The organism is Mycobacteroides immunogenum, assembly GCF_001605725.1.
Lineage (GTDB): Bacteria > Actinomycetota > Actinomycetes > Mycobacteriales > Mycobacteriaceae > Mycobacterium > Mycobacterium immunogenum.
Map to the genome: position 1 here is coordinate 2844189 of NZ_CP011530.1, position 13358 is coordinate 2857546.

Annotated in this window: 18 protein-coding genes; 8 read left to right on the forward strand and 10 right to left on the reverse strand. The window is 63.3% G+C overall.

The annotated features are described in order from the left end of the window. The first annotated feature begins 10 nt into the window (after nucleotides 1–10). A complete protein-coding gene (locus tag ABG82_RS13870; protein ID WP_043075817.1) occupies nucleotides 11–778 on the forward strand; it encodes a polysaccharide deacetylase family protein in 768 nt (255 codons plus the stop codon). Here the strand turns inward: ABG82_RS13870 and ABG82_RS13875 are convergent. Beyond that, entirely contained in the window at nucleotides 775–1587 is an 813-nt protein-coding gene (locus ABG82_RS13875) for a COG4705 family protein (protein WP_043075752.1), read from the reverse strand. The two genes, ABG82_RS13870 and ABG82_RS13875, sit on opposite strands and share 4 nt — an antisense overlap. 195 nt (nucleotides 1588–1782) lie before the next feature. Between ABG82_RS13875 and ABG82_RS28270 the strand changes: the two genes are divergently transcribed. Beyond that, a complete protein-coding gene (locus ABG82_RS28270; RefSeq protein ID WP_155772772.1) occupies nucleotides 1783–1947 on the forward strand; it encodes a hypothetical protein in 165 nt (54 codons plus the stop codon). 10 nt (nucleotides 1948–1957) lie between these two features. Further along, complete coding sequence (locus ABG82_RS13880; RefSeq protein ID WP_043075751.1) at nucleotides 1958–2635, forward strand: response regulator transcription factor; 678 nt, start codon at nucleotides 1958–1960, stop codon at nucleotides 2633–2635. On the opposite strand, the gene ABG82_RS13885 is transcribed toward ABG82_RS13880, so the two are convergent. From ABG82_RS13885 to ABG82_RS13895, 3 genes are read right to left on the reverse strand one after another with little or no spacing between them, the layout of a single operon-like run. Next, nucleotides 2596–3999, reverse strand: a complete 1404-nt coding sequence (locus tag ABG82_RS13885) for a sensor histidine kinase (RefSeq protein ID WP_043075750.1) — start codon at nucleotides 3997–3999, stop codon at nucleotides 2596–2598. The genes ABG82_RS13880 and ABG82_RS13885 overlap by 40 nt on opposite strands. A 35-nt stretch (nucleotides 4000–4034) precedes the next feature. Then, complete coding sequence (locus ABG82_RS13890; protein WP_043075749.1) at nucleotides 4035–4454, reverse strand: hypothetical protein; 420 nt, start codon at nucleotides 4452–4454, stop codon at nucleotides 4035–4037. A gap of 52 nt (nucleotides 4455–4506) precedes the next feature. Then, the gene (locus tag ABG82_RS13895) at nucleotides 4507–5367 is read right to left on the reverse strand and encodes a phytanoyl-CoA dioxygenase family protein (RefSeq protein ID WP_043075748.1); all 861 of its coding nucleotides are present in this window, start codon (nucleotides 5365–5367) and stop codon (nucleotides 4507–4509) included. A gap of 45 nt (nucleotides 5368–5412) precedes the next feature. On the opposite strand from ABG82_RS13895, the gene ABG82_RS13900 reads away from it, so the two are divergent. From ABG82_RS13900 to ABG82_RS13910, 3 genes are read left to right on the forward strand one after another with little or no spacing between them, the layout of a single operon-like run. Continuing rightward, on the forward strand, nucleotides 5413–5991 hold the full coding sequence (locus ABG82_RS13900; RefSeq protein WP_043075816.1) for a TetR/AcrR family transcriptional regulator: 579 nt from the start codon (nucleotides 5413–5415) through the stop codon (nucleotides 5989–5991). A 57-nt stretch (nucleotides 5992–6048) separates the two neighbouring features. Beyond that, the gene (locus tag ABG82_RS13905) at nucleotides 6049–6483 is read left to right on the forward strand and encodes a hypothetical protein (RefSeq protein WP_043075747.1); all 435 of its coding nucleotides are present in this window, start codon (nucleotides 6049–6051) and stop codon (nucleotides 6481–6483) included. A gap of 55 nt (nucleotides 6484–6538) precedes the next feature. Then, the gene (locus ABG82_RS13910) at nucleotides 6539–6970 is read left to right on the forward strand and encodes a PPOX class F420-dependent oxidoreductase (RefSeq protein WP_043075746.1); all 432 of its coding nucleotides are present in this window, start codon (nucleotides 6539–6541) and stop codon (nucleotides 6968–6970) included. 3 nt (nucleotides 6971–6973) lie between these two features. On the opposite strand, the gene ABG82_RS13915 is transcribed toward ABG82_RS13910, so the two are convergent. Further along, nucleotides 6974–7420 carry a nuclear transport factor 2 family protein gene (locus tag ABG82_RS13915; protein WP_043075815.1) on the reverse strand — a complete coding sequence of 149 codons (447 nt, stop codon included), beginning with the start codon at nucleotides 7418–7420 and terminating at the stop codon, nucleotides 6974–6976. Nucleotides 7421–7502: 82 nt separating this feature from the next. On the opposite strand from ABG82_RS13915, the gene ABG82_RS13920 reads away from it, so the two are divergent. Continuing rightward, nucleotides 7503–7838: a YnfA family protein gene (locus tag ABG82_RS13920; RefSeq protein ID WP_043075745.1), complete on the forward strand. Its 336-nt coding sequence runs from the start codon at nucleotides 7503–7505 to the stop codon at nucleotides 7836–7838. Next, entirely contained in the window at nucleotides 7835–9094 is a 1260-nt protein-coding gene (locus ABG82_RS13925; protein ID WP_043075744.1) for an APC family permease, read from the forward strand. Before ABG82_RS13920 ends, ABG82_RS13925 begins: the two co-directional genes overlap by 4 nt. Here the strand turns inward: ABG82_RS13925 and ABG82_RS13930 are convergent. From ABG82_RS13930 to ABG82_RS13950, 5 genes are read right to left on the reverse strand one after another with little or no spacing between them, the layout of a single operon-like run. Next, nucleotides 9069–10067, reverse strand: coding sequence for a cation diffusion facilitator family transporter (locus tag ABG82_RS13930; RefSeq protein WP_043075743.1), 999 nt, complete (start codon nucleotides 10065–10067; stop codon nucleotides 9069–9071). The two genes, ABG82_RS13925 and ABG82_RS13930, sit on opposite strands and share 26 nt — an antisense overlap. After that, nucleotides 10067–10453 carry an ArsR/SmtB family transcription factor gene (locus ABG82_RS13935; protein ID WP_043075742.1) on the reverse strand — a complete coding sequence of 129 codons (387 nt, stop codon included), beginning with the start codon at nucleotides 10451–10453 and terminating at the stop codon, nucleotides 10067–10069. The genes ABG82_RS13930 and ABG82_RS13935 overlap by 1 nt, the downstream gene beginning before the upstream one ends. Before the next feature lie 60 nt (nucleotides 10454–10513). Further along, entirely contained in the window at nucleotides 10514–11182 is a 669-nt protein-coding gene (locus ABG82_RS13940) for a cation transporter (protein ID WP_043075741.1), read from the reverse strand. After that, nucleotides 11182–11505 carry an ArsR/SmtB family transcription factor gene (locus ABG82_RS13945; protein ID WP_043075740.1) on the reverse strand — a complete coding sequence of 108 codons (324 nt, stop codon included), beginning with the start codon at nucleotides 11503–11505 and terminating at the stop codon, nucleotides 11182–11184. The genes ABG82_RS13940 and ABG82_RS13945 overlap by 1 nt, the downstream gene beginning before the upstream one ends. Before the next feature lie 42 nt (nucleotides 11506–11547). After that, nucleotides 11548–13344 (reverse strand): N-acyl-D-amino-acid deacylase family protein, encoded by a 1797-nt coding sequence (locus ABG82_RS13950; RefSeq protein WP_234707959.1) that lies wholly within the window; start codon nucleotides 13342–13344, stop codon nucleotides 11548–11550. Nucleotides 13345–13358 lie beyond the last annotated feature (14 nt).

The following is a 13358-nucleotide window of genomic DNA, read 5'->3' on the forward strand; positions in this document are numbered from 1 at the left end:
CCCTGACATCGTGTTCGACCGTCGTCGGTTCTTGACGCTGCTGGCAGGTGCCGCCGCAGCCGGTGCCGCTGTTGTCGAATCACTGTCCGCGGCCGTGGCCGACCCCGGGGTTTCCGCTGGAGGCGCAAGCACAGGATTGGCGCGAGTACCGTTGCCGGGCGGCGGCACCCTGACCGCGCTGCCTGATCGCACCGATGGCCAGCGGCTACTGGCTTTGACCCTTGACGACGGCACCGACGCAAATGTCATCGCCGCCTACACCCAGTTGGCCCGCGACACCGGAATTCGCCTGACCTACTTCGTCAATGGGGTGAACCCGGGATGGACGCAGCATGCCCCATTGCTGCGGCCGCTCGTTGACAGCGGACAGATCCAGTTGGGTAATCACACCTGGTCACACCCCAATCTCACGACACTCACGGCCGAGCAGATCGCCGACCAGATGACCCGCAACACGAAGTTCCTGACCAACACCTACGGTGTCGACCCGGCCCCGTACTTCCGGCCTCCGTACGGAAAGCGCAATGCCGCAACTGATTCCGTTACACATGGACTGGGCTACGGCCCGCCTGTGCTGTGGTACGGGTCGCTATCGGACTCCGGAGTTGTGACACCGCAATACATCGTCGATATGGCCCGCAAGTACTTCAACCCACAGGCGATCGTCATCGGGCACCTCAACCACCCACCGGTGACCACCGTCTATCACCAGCTCCTCGATGTCATCGGGGAGCGACAGCTGCGCACCGTCACACTCAACGACGTCTACCAGCACTAGTCGCGTGCGAATTCACGCTTCTCGGCCTCCGGTTCATCATCGGGTGTTGCGGGCCGCACCCGGCGATACCCGAAGGTGATCCCAAGAACCAGGACGGCTAACAGCGCGGCAGATGTGCCCCACGTCCCCAGCGCCAATCCGCCGGACTCGAGTGGTTTGGACAGCAGATCGCCCACCGTGGCTCCGAGCGGACGAGTGAGGATGAATGCTGCCCAAAACAGCAGGACACCGGACACGTTCGTGAAGTAGTGCGCCGCCAAGATGACCAGCATGATGCTCGCGATAAGCATCGCGCTGCCCCAATAGCCCAGCCCAGAGCTGTCCGCGAGGTAGTCGCCGAGCGAGGTGCCGAGCGTGTTGGACAGCAGGATCGCCGCCCAGTAGAGGACCTCGCCACGGAAGGTGCTGATGTTGGCCACATCGAACGTTTCGCGGCTGAGCCTCCAGACCAAGAACACAATGGCGAGCCCGGTAATCAGAAGCGCTGCGCCCGCACCGTAGCCCAGCCCGCCGTCGGTAGAGGTATCCGATCCAGGACCGCGGTTGATGAGATCGGACATCGTGGTTCCCGCGGTACTCGTCGCGGCGATCACGGTCCAGTAGAGCGCCGGGTGAAACTGGCGGGCACGCAATTGGACGATCAGGCTCACGATGAAGATCGCGATGAAGAGGATCGACGCGGCGGCATAGCCGAGGCCCAGCGTTTGGGCTATCAGATCTCCACCCGTTTCACCCAGCGTCGTTGCCGCGATTTTCAAGATCCAGAACAGTGCCGTGACCTGAGGCAACTTGTAGCTCGACGTAGCCATTGCGTACCCACCGCATCCCGTTGTTAGACGTCAACCGCATTCCGACCGCACCCTAGCGATCCGGCGCTGAGAGTCCGCTGAGAGTCGCACCGCGCCGGCCGCTCAGCGTTCTCACAGCACCCGGCTGGGACTCTTACCTTCGTCACCGGCCAATTCGGACCGGAATGTCCCAGTCTCAATAGAAGGCGGAATGTCATGAGTTCAAAGCGGGAAGCGATAACCCTGATCATCGGCGCCTTGATGTTGTTCGGCGCCGCCACCACGGTAGCCGAGGCAGAAGAACGGGCTCATGCCCAGACGGCCGCCTCGGTGAGCGCATCGGTGTCAGACTATTCGGTGCACGGCACCATCAACCCCTGAAAGGCCCCGCGTGCGAGTCCTGTTGGTCGAAGACGAGCCCCTCCTTGCCGAGACGGTCACCGCCGGTCTGCAAGCCGAGGGTTTCGTTGTCGTCGCCGTTGACAATGGTGTAGATGGGTTGTGGCAAGCCACCAATGATCAATTCGATGTGCTTGTGCTGGACATCATGTTGCCCGGCCTCAACGGATATGAGGTGCTGCGCAAGCTGCGCGCGTCCGAGGTGTGGACGCCGGTGCTGATGCTCACCGCCAAAGACGGCGACTACGATCAGACCGATGCCTTTGACCTGGGTGCCGATGACTATCTGACCAAACCTTTTTCGTTCATGGTGCTCACCGCCCGCCTGCGTGCCCTGGTGCGCCGGGGCGCACCCAAGCGCCCAGTGGTGCTCACCGCCGGTGGCGTGTCACTCGATCCCAGTCGCCGAGTTGTTGAGCGCGATGGCATGCCGGTGGCGCTCACGCCCCGTGAATACGGCCTTCTCGAGTATCTGATGCGTAACAAAGACACTGCGGTTACCAAAACCGATATCCTGCAGAATGTTTGGGACAATCACTACGATGGACCAGACAATGTCGTCGAGGTCTATGTGGGTTATCTGCGACGCAAGATCGGTTCCGGCATGATCATGACGGTCCGGGGTGTGGGCTATCGACTTGAGTCCGGCGAATTCGCCAGTGGCAGCTGAACCGTCACCGCTGCCCCACCGCCGGTTCGGTCATCTATTTTGACCGTACCGTGATGCGCGGCAACGATTTCAGCCACTATCGCGAGTCCTAGGCCGCTGCCGCCGCCCTGGCGTGAGCGCGCAGAATCCAGGCGTACGAATCTTTCGAACACCCGATGTCGTTCGGCCGGTGGAATGCCCGGGCCGTCATCGCTTACCTCCAGGTAGGCGTAGTGCACGTCCGAGCTCACCGTGATCATCACCGTGCCGGCGGCGTAGCGGGCCGCGTTATCGGCCAGATTCCGCAGGACTCGTGCCACACCATGCGCGTCGCCGACGATCTTCACCGCCGACAGCTGCGCCGAGATCGTCAGTTGCGTCTCTCGCTTGAGCCGTTGTGATTCCGCGACAGCCAGGTCGTCGAGATCGATCTCGGTGCGGCGCATCGGTAGCCCGTGTTCGTCAGCCCGCGCCAGCAGCAGGAGATCTTCCACCAGCGCCTGCATGCGATGGGCTTCGGGTAACAGCGCACTCCGCACGAGTTGCCGATCAAAGACCTCCGGATGATTTGCCGCTATCTCCAGCGCCGAGATCACCGTGGCCAGCGGGCTTCTCAACTCATGAGACGCGTCACCGACGAATCGGCGCTGGGCGGCATGACCGGCCTCGATCCGCGCAAGCATCTCATTCATCGTGACAGCCAATGCCGAGATCTCATCGGATCGGTTCGGCACCGGCACCCGCTCGTCAAGGTCGGAAGTGCTGATCTCGGCGACACGGGACCTTATCGCGTCCACCGATCGCAACGAGCGCCGTACCAGCAGATAGGTCACCACACCCGCCACCACAGACACGACCGGCGCGGTGACGCCCAGCATCGTCGCCACCGTCGACACCATCGACTCGATCGGCTCGATACCGCCGCCGACCAGCACCCGGTACTGGCCCTTGCGGCCGGTGACCGTCGCGGTGCTGACCCGCATATCGTCGTCGATGGAAGCGATCACACCGACTCGGGAGTCATTCTCCTGCAACATGATCAACGGGTCTTTGGGCGAAGATTCCGAACGTCGCACCACTACGCCGCCACTGTCGACGACCTGCACCGCAACGACCCGTTGATCCGTGGACAACAGCACCGATTCCAGCTCGCGGGGCGGCTCCTTGCGCAATGCTTCGGCGACCGCTTGTGCGCGGGCCTTGGCGGCGTCATCAACATCGGCGCACATCGACCGGTACAAGAGCTCGACCGAGACGATCCCCACGATCACCAGGCTTGCCAGGACCACCGCGGCGGCCACGAATGCCGACCGGGTCGCGATGCCACCGCACCAACGTCGGAGCCTGCTCAGTGCCGCACGCAGGGATGCGGAAGCATTCACCATCCGCTCAGCATCCACATCAGACAATCATGCTGGCCCTACGGGCGCGGCGGCAACGTCGGGGTGGCCGTCGCTGTCGGGGACGCGCCAGGCGCAGAGCTGCGATCGGTGCGCGCATCAGACTCACGATCATTCGCACGATCGTCACGGAACCGATGCTCGCTACCCTCGTGAGTCTTGTGGTCTTCGTGTCGACGCTCGATGTCGTCGCGATCACTCCCACGGGACTCGCTGTGCTCGTGCTCGTGGCCTTCGAAGAACTCGCTACCGGCCCATACACCTGCGCCGAAGGCCAGCACGACGGCAGCGGCGACGGCCGAGACCGCTCCCGCGATCTTCCACGGCGTCGCGAACCTGCGGCGGGACGCGGGCGCCGGAGCGCTCGGTGCGTCTGCGCCGGCTGCTGGGGCATCTACGTTGGATTCGGGCGATTCGTTCTTATCGTCGAAGTTGGACATGCCCCGAGATTGCCTCAGTGCCGCTGAGACTTCGCTGAGAACGAGGGCGTGCTCACTCAGAGCACCTGGGCCTCTCTGGTTCCAACAGTCGTTTGGGGTGCATGCCGTCGACCTGGCCGATGAAAGGAGGATGGATGCTGTATCCGAGCATGCGCCGGATGTCCTCGGAGACCGCGCGCACGGTATCGCGGGTCATCGAGAGCGTGAATGCCTCCTGCGGTCGTAACCACGGCTCACAGTATTGGGCGGTCAGCGCTAGGCGTGCCGTGTCGGATCGGTTCGCGCCGCCACCATGCCACAGCGTGCCGAGAAAGAAAACACAGGATCCCGCGGCCATCACCACCGGGGCGCGTTCGGCCTCGCTGGGCGCACGATCTCCCCAAAGATGGCTGTGCGCAATGATATCGGTGGCGCCGTTCTCCGCGGTGAAATCGTCGATCGCCCAGATCGTTGCCGCGCCGAGAGCGGCGCGGGGCCGTGGGATCGGGTAGAAGCCGTCGTCGGTATGCAGCATCTGTGCCTGCTCGCCGGGCAGGATATTGATCACCTGAAGCATCGACAGCAGATAGTTGGGCAAGAAGAGCCGATCCAACAATGCAAGCACCCGTGGGTGATCGGCGATCCGATCGCACGCGCGTGTCTTGTTCAGGACGCTGTATACCCGCTGTGTCGCGTGCCCTTCGAAGTGGTTGCGCCCATGCGGATTGAGTAGTGGCACAACGGCTTCCCGAATCTCGCTGAGCTCTGCCGCGGTCAGCAGGTCCGGGAGAATCACATAACCGTCGCGCTGCAGCGCTGCGAGATCGGCGTCTGCGGTCGCCGCATCAACGCTGCCGCCGCTGCTGGGTGTCCATCGATAGGTTCCCGCGAGATCGCCCGCGAGGTTCACCAAGGAAGAAACTTCCGCACCCATCTCGACTCCTAAACATAAGATAATTATGTTTTGTAGAATCACATGATGGCACGCTCGCCAATCGGACGTCAACAACTTCTGGATGCCGCGCGCGACGAACTCGTCCGCGGCGACGGTGTCATGGACCTCGGCGGCTTGACTCGCCGCGCGGGGCTAAGCACAGGCGCGCTCTATCACCACTTCGGGTCCAAAAGTGGTCTGCTCGTGGTGATTTACGACGAGTTCTACGACGGTCTTGTCCACGCCATCGCCGATACGCATCTGGACCTGGAAACGGACTGGGGCGTTCACGAATTGGAGCGCACTCACCGTTTCGTCGACTATCACGTGGCTGATCCACTGGCGCCGATACTGCTGAACCGGGCCGCACTCGATCCGCAGCTCGCCGAGCTCGAGGCAACATATCTGCGACGCATCAGCCACAACGCCGCGAAGAACATCCGGCGCGGACAGGCATTGGGGCAACTGCCCGCCGACATCGACCCGGATAGCGCCGGCGCCTTCATCATCGGTGGTATCAGGCACGGAATAGCTCAGCAGCTCCAGCTCACGCCCCTCCCCGAGCCAGGAGAGATCACCGAGCGGCTATGGCGGCTGATCGCTGCCGCGCTCGGAGCCGCCTGAGATCTGTCCCGGGAGAATCTGCGGCCAGACCGAGCGCACATGAGCAATACTCCCCCCATGCGTTCGATATCTGCCGGCCACGCCGCCATCGTCACCCTCGCCGTTGTCGGCTCCGGACTTATCACCGGCCCGATAGCGGCGGCCGCACCATCGGGCGAGGTGGCTCTCTGCTTCGACGGTGATGTACGGGTGAGTGCCTGGCAAGCAAGCCAGGCCGACGAACGACGCGCGCTGATTCCCGGCACCATCAACATGAACGCGACCGACGGCCTCGCCGGCCCCAAGCAGGCTTACTTTCACTGGCGCAACCTCACCACTGGTGCTGTGGGTGAGGCTCATGGTGAGGGTTCCGGTACCGCGGGCGCGTCGACATTCAACGTTGTCACCGGCCCCGGCCAGGTGGAGATCAACACCGAGTACGGCGGGCGTTCCGGGTTTTTCTGGAACGATGAGAACCTCGCTCAGTGTACCGGCACCGTGACGGTGGTCTAGCCTCAAATATCCTGTGCGGGCGGAATACCAGCGTGACGCACCGGGTTTGGCAAGTATGGCCTCCGATCAGTTTGATCCCTATGCCCTCATCGCCGGCAGCCGTTTGGGCATCCTCGCGACGATCAAGTCCAACGGGTTACCGCAGCTCTCGCCCGTCACCCCCTACTACGACCAGGACAAGGGTGTCATCTACGTCTCGATGACGGACGGGCGTGCCAAGACCGTAAATCTGCGCCGCGATCCCCGCGCGGCCCTGGAGTTCACCAGCTCGGACGGACGGTCCTGGGCTACCGCCGAAGGAAGCGTGATGCTCACCGGCCCCGGGGCCGACCCCAACGGGCCGGAGGTCGAGGCTCTTGTCGAGTACTACCGCGGTGCCGCCGGCGAGCATCCCGACTGGCAGGAGTACCGGTCGGTCATGGTGTCCGATCGCAGGGTGCTCATGGCGCTGAAGGTCGATCGGGTTTATGGCCAAAAGCTGGGATGAAACTCAGACCTGCCCGGATGCGTCGTAGATCCAGCTCATGTCCGCTTTCATGAGGTCTTCCATCCAGGACCGTGGCGCGAAGTTGGTCAGCGCGCCCATGTCCCAGTAGTCCTTCCACAGGGTGATCTTCCCGTCGACTACCCGTAGCACCGAAGCGAAGCGCAGCAACGCGCTATGGCCCGTATCCCAGGTCCACGTCTCCGAGTGCTCGTACATCACGTCAGCGCCGTTCGCGACGATCAAACCTCCATGGTGGATGTAGTCCTGGAGGGGCTCCAATCCGATCTTCAGACGTTTGACGATGTCCTCCGGTCCACGCGCCGCCGCGGCCGGGCCCACCGGCATGTCCAAGTAGATGCACTCGTCGCCAAGGAAGGTCTTCGCCGCTTCCCAATTGCGTTGCGAAAGGGCCAACCACAAACCAACAGCCACCGCAGCTTCCGCCGACATGCACCGGTTCCCCTCGCCGACTAAACAGATTCTCAGATCTGTGTACACCCCGGCCCTCGCGTGGGCAACTAGGCTCACCGACATGCTCGTCGCACGGTCGATCCTGCTGTTCGTCGTGGCCGCTGTCCTGGAAATCGGCGGCGCCTGGCTCGTCTGGCAGGGCGTGCGCGAGCATCGCGGTTGGGCATGGGTGGGACTGGGCGTGATCGCCTTGGGTGCTTATGGATTCGTCGCGACTCTGCAACCTGACGCTCACTTCGGCCGGATTCTGGCGGCCTACGGCGGGGTCTTCGTTGCCGGATCTCTGCTGTGGGGCATGGCGGCGGATGGATTCCGCCCAGATCGCTGGGACGTTATCGGTGCGATGGTCTGCCTGACGGGAGTTGGGGTCATCATGTACATGCCCCGGGGCGCATGAGCAGCGAACGGCCCGAATCGCTGCGGCGAGAACTGGGCACTTTCGATGCCGTCATGATCGGGCTGGGCTCGATGATCGGCGCGGGAATTTTTGCCGCCCTGGCCCCCGCCGCACAGTCCGCCGGGTCCGCTCTCCTGCTGGGTCTGGCCCTCGCTGGCGTGATCGCCTATTGCAACGCGACTTCGTCGGCTCGGCTAGCCGCGGTGTATCCCGCCTCGGGCGGCACCTACATATACGGCCGCGAGCGTCTCGGCGACTTCTGGGGTTATCTCGCCGGGTGGGGGTTCGTGGTCGGAAAGACGGCTTCCTGCGCGGCCATGGCGTTGACAGTTGGCTACTACGCCTGGCCGGCGCATGCACACGCCGTCGCGGTGGCCGCAGTGGTAGCCCTGACAGCGATCAACTATGTGGGCGTTCAGAAATCTGCATGGCTGACGCGCCTGATCGTGGCGATCGTGCTGTCGGTGTTGGCCGCGATCGTGGTCGCGGCATTCGGCTCCGGCGGAATCGATATCGCGGCTCTTGACGTCACCGACGTCTCGCTCACCGGGGTGCTGCAGGGCGCGGGTCTGTTGTTCTTCGCCTTCGCCGGATATGCCCGTATCGCAACCCTGGGTGAGGAGGTGCGTGATCCCGCGCGCACCATCCCCCGTGCCATCCCGATCGCGTTGGGCATCGCACTGGTCGTCTATGTCGTTGTCGCTGTGGCGGTGTTGACGACGCTGGGTCCCATGCGGCTGGCGACGTCGGCAGCCCCCCTGCTCGATACCGTCACCGTTGCGGGTGTGCGCTGGATGGAACCGGTGGTGCGGGTCGGCGCTGTCGTCGCCGCCACCGGCTCGCTGCTTGCGCTCATCCTCGGGGTATCTCGCACGACCTTCGCGATGGCCCGCGATCGTCACCTGCCCCCTGCCCTGGCTGCGGTGCATCCCCGATATGGGGTGCCATACCGCGCTGAACTTCTTGTCGGTCTGGTGGTTTCGATACTTGCTGCCACCGTGGATCTGCGTGGTGCTATCGGTTTCTCTTCCTTTGCGGTGCTGGTGTACTACGCCGTGGCAAATGCCTCGGCCTGGACCTTGTCCCCCGCCGAGGGGCGCCCCCCACAGATCATTCCGGTGCTCGGTCTCATGGGGTGTGTGGTGGTGGCACTCGCGTTGCCGCTGTCCTCGGTATTCGCCGGTACGTGCGTGTTAGCACTCGGTGTTGTTGTGTACGCATTGCGTCACATCAATGGCTCGGGTATGCGTGAATAAGAGCCGTATCGAGTTTGGGAACCGCATGGGTGAGCTCATGTTCGGCCACATGGGCAATGCGGTGCGCCTCGACAAGGCTGACATCCGGATCGATGTCGAGTTCGGCATCCGCGTGCAGCCGGTGTCCGATCCAGCGCAAGCGAACACTACGTACCGTTCGCACTCCGGGCTGGGCGGCGAGCGCCTCCTCGGCCGCATCCACCAAAGCAGGATCAACCCCATCCATCAACCGCCGGAAGACATCTCGCACCGCAGTACGTAGTACCGCCAGAATCGCCACGGTGATGATCAATCCGATGACGGGGTCCGCCAACGGATATCCCAGGGCGACCCCCAACGCGCCGAACACCACGGCCAGCGAGGTGAACCCGTCAATACGCGCATGGAGCCCATCGGCGACCAGTGCTGCCGAGCCGATCCGCCGGCCCACACGGATGCGGTAGATGGCGACCAGCTCGTTACCGACGAATCCGGCAACACCCGCCGCGGCTACCCAGCCCAGCTGACCGATGTGCACAGGATGGATGAGACGCATCACCGCCTCGTAGCCCGCGACCAACGCCGACAAGGCAATCATTGACACGACGAACAGCCCCGCTAAATCCTCCGCGCGGCCGAATCCATAGGTGTATCGCCGTGTCGCGGCGCGTGTGCCCAACGCGAAGGCAATCCATAGCGGAACCGCGGTGAGGGCATCGGAGAAATTGTGAATAGTGTCCGCTGCCAGCGCCACCGAGCCGGACACCATCACGATGGCCACCTGGAAGGCGGCTGTTATCAATAGCGCCACCAGGCTGATCTTGACCGCGCGGGTGCCCGACGCGCTGGAGCTCAGTGCGTCATCGATGCTGTCGGCCGCGTCGTGACTGTGCGGGGCCACGATGTCGGCGAGCATCCCCTTCAGGCCGGCCCGGTGATGGTGGTCATGGTGGTGGTGATCGTGATGGGCTGGGGCAGTTCGGGTGTGGCTCATCACTTACCACCGCGCCCCACGGTACGCCCCACGGTACGAAGGGTTGATTCCGTGCGGTGGTGCGGCGGGATTCCCGGGCCCGCGTGCTCGGCGTTGTGTACCGCGTCGGTCACCAGCTGCTCGACGTGCTCGTTCTCCAGGCTGTAGTAGACGGTGGTGCCGTCACGGCGGGTGCGCACCAGCCGGGCCATCCGCAGCTTGGCCAGATGTTGGGACACCGACGGCGCGGGCTTGCCGACCAGATCGGCCAGATCGTTGACCGACAACTCGCCGGCGGTGAGTGCCCACAACACCCGGACTCGGGTCGCATCGGCCAGCATGCGGAATACCTCGACTACCAGACCAACCTGTTCATCGCCGAGCGACGCTCGGTCCACTTGTCCCATCGCGGGAGCGCTCCTTCTGCATATCTGCATTGATACGCAGATAATAGACCACCGCGCCGCCTAGTGCTCGCAGCAATCGCGGTGAACGTCGTCAGATCGCTCAGCTCCAGTGGTAAGAACTGGCGCACAACATGATTCGCCGTTCCAAGCGTTCATGCCCTCGCGCACCGCCATCGCGGCGATCGCCAGCGCCGCGATCGGGTCTGCCCATGACCATCCGAGCAGGGAGTTGGCCAGCAGCCCCACAAGCAATACCGCGGAGAGATAGGTGCACAGCAACGTCTGTTTGGAGTCCGCCACCGCTGAGGCGGACCCCAGTTCCCTGCCGGCCCGCCGCTGCGCCCAGGAGAGCATGGGCATGATCACAAGACTGACCGCCGCCAGGACAATCCCTACCGTCGAGTGCCTGGCCTCCCCGAAGCCCATCAGTGCGCGGATGGATTCCACGCTCACATAGGCGGCCAAGGCGAAAAATGAGAACGCGATGACCCGAAGCGCCGCCCGCTCCCTGACTTGGGGGTCCTTGGCGCTGAACTGCCATGCCACGGCGGTGGCCGAGGACACCTCGATTACCGAATCGAGGCCGAAGCCGACCAGAGCCGTTGACGACACCCGGGCGCCCTCGGCCAGGGCCACGATGGCCTCAATCACGTTGTAAGTAATGGTGGCGGCAACGAACAACCGAACCCGATGGTTGAGCAGCTGCCGCCGTCGCTGCGTGAGTGTCATCAGCAACAATCCTCATCTGCCGGGCAGTACGACGGGTCCACCGTCAGTACCAGGTCCACCAAGTCGTCGAGAGCCCGGCCGATCCGCTCGTCGGCGAGTTCGTATCGTGTGCGCCGGCCCTCCGGAATTCCGACGACCAACCCGCAACCCCTTAGGCAGGCGAGGTGATTCGAGGTGATCTGCCGGGATACCCCGACCTCCTCGGCCAGATCGGAGGGGTACCCGGGCCGCGAGCGCAGGCTCAGCAGGATGGCTGCCCGGGTCGGGTCGGACAGCGCGCATCCGAATCTCGTCAGGGCGTCACGATGAACCAGCGTCTGCACACCAAAATAGTACAGTAAGAGCTGTATTCAGTTCTAGATGTACTAACCAGCCGCAGGCGCTCTGTGCGCAGTGACCGCACGCGCCTTCTCCCCTGCCCGTAAGAAGCAACCGGTCCGTCGCTTGCCCAGAAGCTCGGCCGGTCGCCCGTCGATGACCACCGGCTGCCCGCCGATCAAGACAGTGCTCACCGTGGCATCGTTGCGATTGACCATTCGCGACAATCCGCCGTAGGCGGGAACTGGCTCCTCGGCGTACTCGGTCAGTGTTTCATCGAGCTTCTCCGGGTCGATCACGAAAAGGTCTGCGCGATCGCCGATTCTGAGGTGCCCCGCGTCAATCTGATACCAGTCGGCCAGCTCGCCGGTGAGGCGGTGTACTGCTTGCTCGATGGTCATGAACGGTCGTCCGGCCTGGTGCGCTTGGTGCACATGGCGCAGGAGCCGAAGCCCGAAGTTATAGAAGGCCATGTTCCGGAGATGAGCACCGGCGTCGGAGAAGCCGATCTGGACGCCGGGATCTTGGGCAAGCTGTTTGAGCACCTCAGGCCTGTGGTTGGAAATCGTGGTGCGCCAGCGTATGGACGTACCGTGCTCGAGCACCAAGTCGAGGAATGCATCCACTGGATGCAGGCCACCGCGATCCACGCCGACCTGGCCAAAGGACTTTCCAACGACGGACGCATCCGGGCATGCGACAATTTCGGCATCGAAAAAGTCTCTGTGCCATACCCTTACGCCGAACTTGCTTTCGTACTCCTTGCGGAACCTGCGGCGATATGCCTCATCGCGCAATAGCTTGTTTCGCTCGACCTCGCTACGTAGATGCAGCGCGGCCGCCCCGGCTCCGAACTCTTCGAAGATCACCAGGTCGATTCCGTCGGCGTAGACCTCGAATGGCACCGGCAGGTGCTGCCAGCGGAAGTTGCCGCCCAGTCTGTTGATAATCCGGGCGACCGGACCCATCGCCCGGATCGCGTACGGGTTGGCCTTGATGTCCGCGGCCGAAAGCAGCGATGTCGAGAGCCGCTTACGCAGAACGCCCAGTGATTGGACGGCCTGCGACAAGACATTGAGCGGGTTCGCAATGTCCGGCCCAGACTGTAGCGCCCGGTCTCGTTGGCGTAATTGCGATTTCAGTCTTCTGAGTTCGCGCGGTTTGGCATAGGTGGATGGCAGCGTGCGGGATCGGCAGATTTCGCCATCGAGCTTGTCGAACAAGAGTTGCTGAGACGACATGCCGATGAATCCGGCGTCCAGGGCCTCTGTCAACCACCGGTCCATCTGGGCCTGCTCGGCGGAGGTAGGCCGCTCGTTCTTGCGGGTGGCGCGATCCAGCCCCATCACCGCCGCTCGCATATCCGAATGCCCGAGGAAGGTCGCGATGTTCGGCCCCAATGGCAGTGACTCCAGTGCGGCGATGTACTCCCCGGCGTTGGTCCAGGTCTTGTGTCGATCGACCGCCTGAATCACGTGGTCGCGCGGTATCGCCTCCACCCGGCCGAAGATGTCGCCGGCATCGATGCCATTGACATGTACGACCGATAGAGAGCAGGAACCCAGTAGCACGGTTGTGACGCCATGACGCACCGACTCCGACAGTGCAGGTGCGGCCAGCACCTCGACGTCGTAGTGCGTGTGGATGTCCACCAGCCCCGGGAGCACCCATTTTCCTTCGGCGTCTATCACCTTGGGGCAATCCGCTTCGTCAAGGTGGTCGGCGGAGATCGCTGCGATGTGGCCGTTCTTGATACCGATGTTCCGTACGGCTGATGGCGCACCTGTTCCGTCGAACCATCGCCCATTCCGTATCACGGTGTCGAAATGGGCAGCGCTGCTCATGGACATGCGGATTC

Coding starts and splice junctions, on each gene's coding strand:
- ABG82_RS13900 (WP_043075816.1), top strand. CDS start 5,413: ATGGCACGCTCGCCAATCGGACGTCAACAACTTCTGGATGCCGCGCGC.
- ABG82_RS13885 (WP_043075750.1), bottom strand. CDS start 3,999: ATGGTGAATGCTTCCGCATCCCTGCGTGCGGCACTGAGCAGGCTCCGA.
- ABG82_RS13905 (WP_043075747.1), top strand. CDS start 6,049: ATGCGTTCGATATCTGCCGGCCACGCCGCCATCGTCACCCTCGCCGTT.
- ABG82_RS13915 (WP_043075815.1), bottom strand. CDS start 7,420: ATGTCGGCGGAAGCTGCGGTGGCTGTTGGTTTGTGGTTGGCCCTTTCG.
- ABG82_RS13940 (WP_043075741.1), bottom strand. CDS start 11,182: ATGACACTCACGCAGCGACGGCGGCAGCTGCTCAACCATCGGGTTCGG.
- ABG82_RS13895 (WP_043075748.1), bottom strand. CDS start 5,367: ATGGGTGCGGAAGTTTCTTCCTTGGTGAACCTCGCGGGCGATCTCGCG.
- ABG82_RS13920 (WP_043075745.1), top strand. CDS start 7,503: ATGCTCGTCGCACGGTCGATCCTGCTGTTCGTCGTGGCCGCTGTCCTG.
- ABG82_RS13910 (WP_043075746.1), top strand. CDS start 6,539: ATGGCCTCCGATCAGTTTGATCCCTATGCCCTCATCGCCGGCAGCCGT.
- ABG82_RS13935 (WP_043075742.1), bottom strand. CDS start 10,453: ATGGGACAAGTGGACCGAGCGTCGCTCGGCGATGAACAGGTTGGTCTG.
- ABG82_RS28270 (WP_155772772.1), top strand. CDS start 1,783: ATGAGTTCAAAGCGGGAAGCGATAACCCTGATCATCGGCGCCTTGATG.
- ABG82_RS13925 (WP_043075744.1), top strand. CDS start 7,835: ATGAGCAGCGAACGGCCCGAATCGCTGCGGCGAGAACTGGGCACTTTC.
- ABG82_RS13875 (WP_043075752.1), bottom strand. CDS start 1,587: ATGGCTACGTCGAGCTACAAGTTGCCTCAGGTCACGGCACTGTTCTGG.
- ABG82_RS13950 (WP_234707959.1), bottom strand. CDS start 13,344: ATGAGCAGCGCTGCCCATTTCGACACCGTGATACGGAATGGGCGATGG.
- ABG82_RS13890 (WP_043075749.1), bottom strand. CDS start 4,454: ATGTCCAACTTCGACGATAAGAACGAATCGCCCGAATCCAACGTAGAT.
- ABG82_RS13930 (WP_043075743.1), bottom strand. CDS start 10,067: ATGAGCCACACCCGAACTGCCCCAGCCCATCACGATCACCACCACCAT.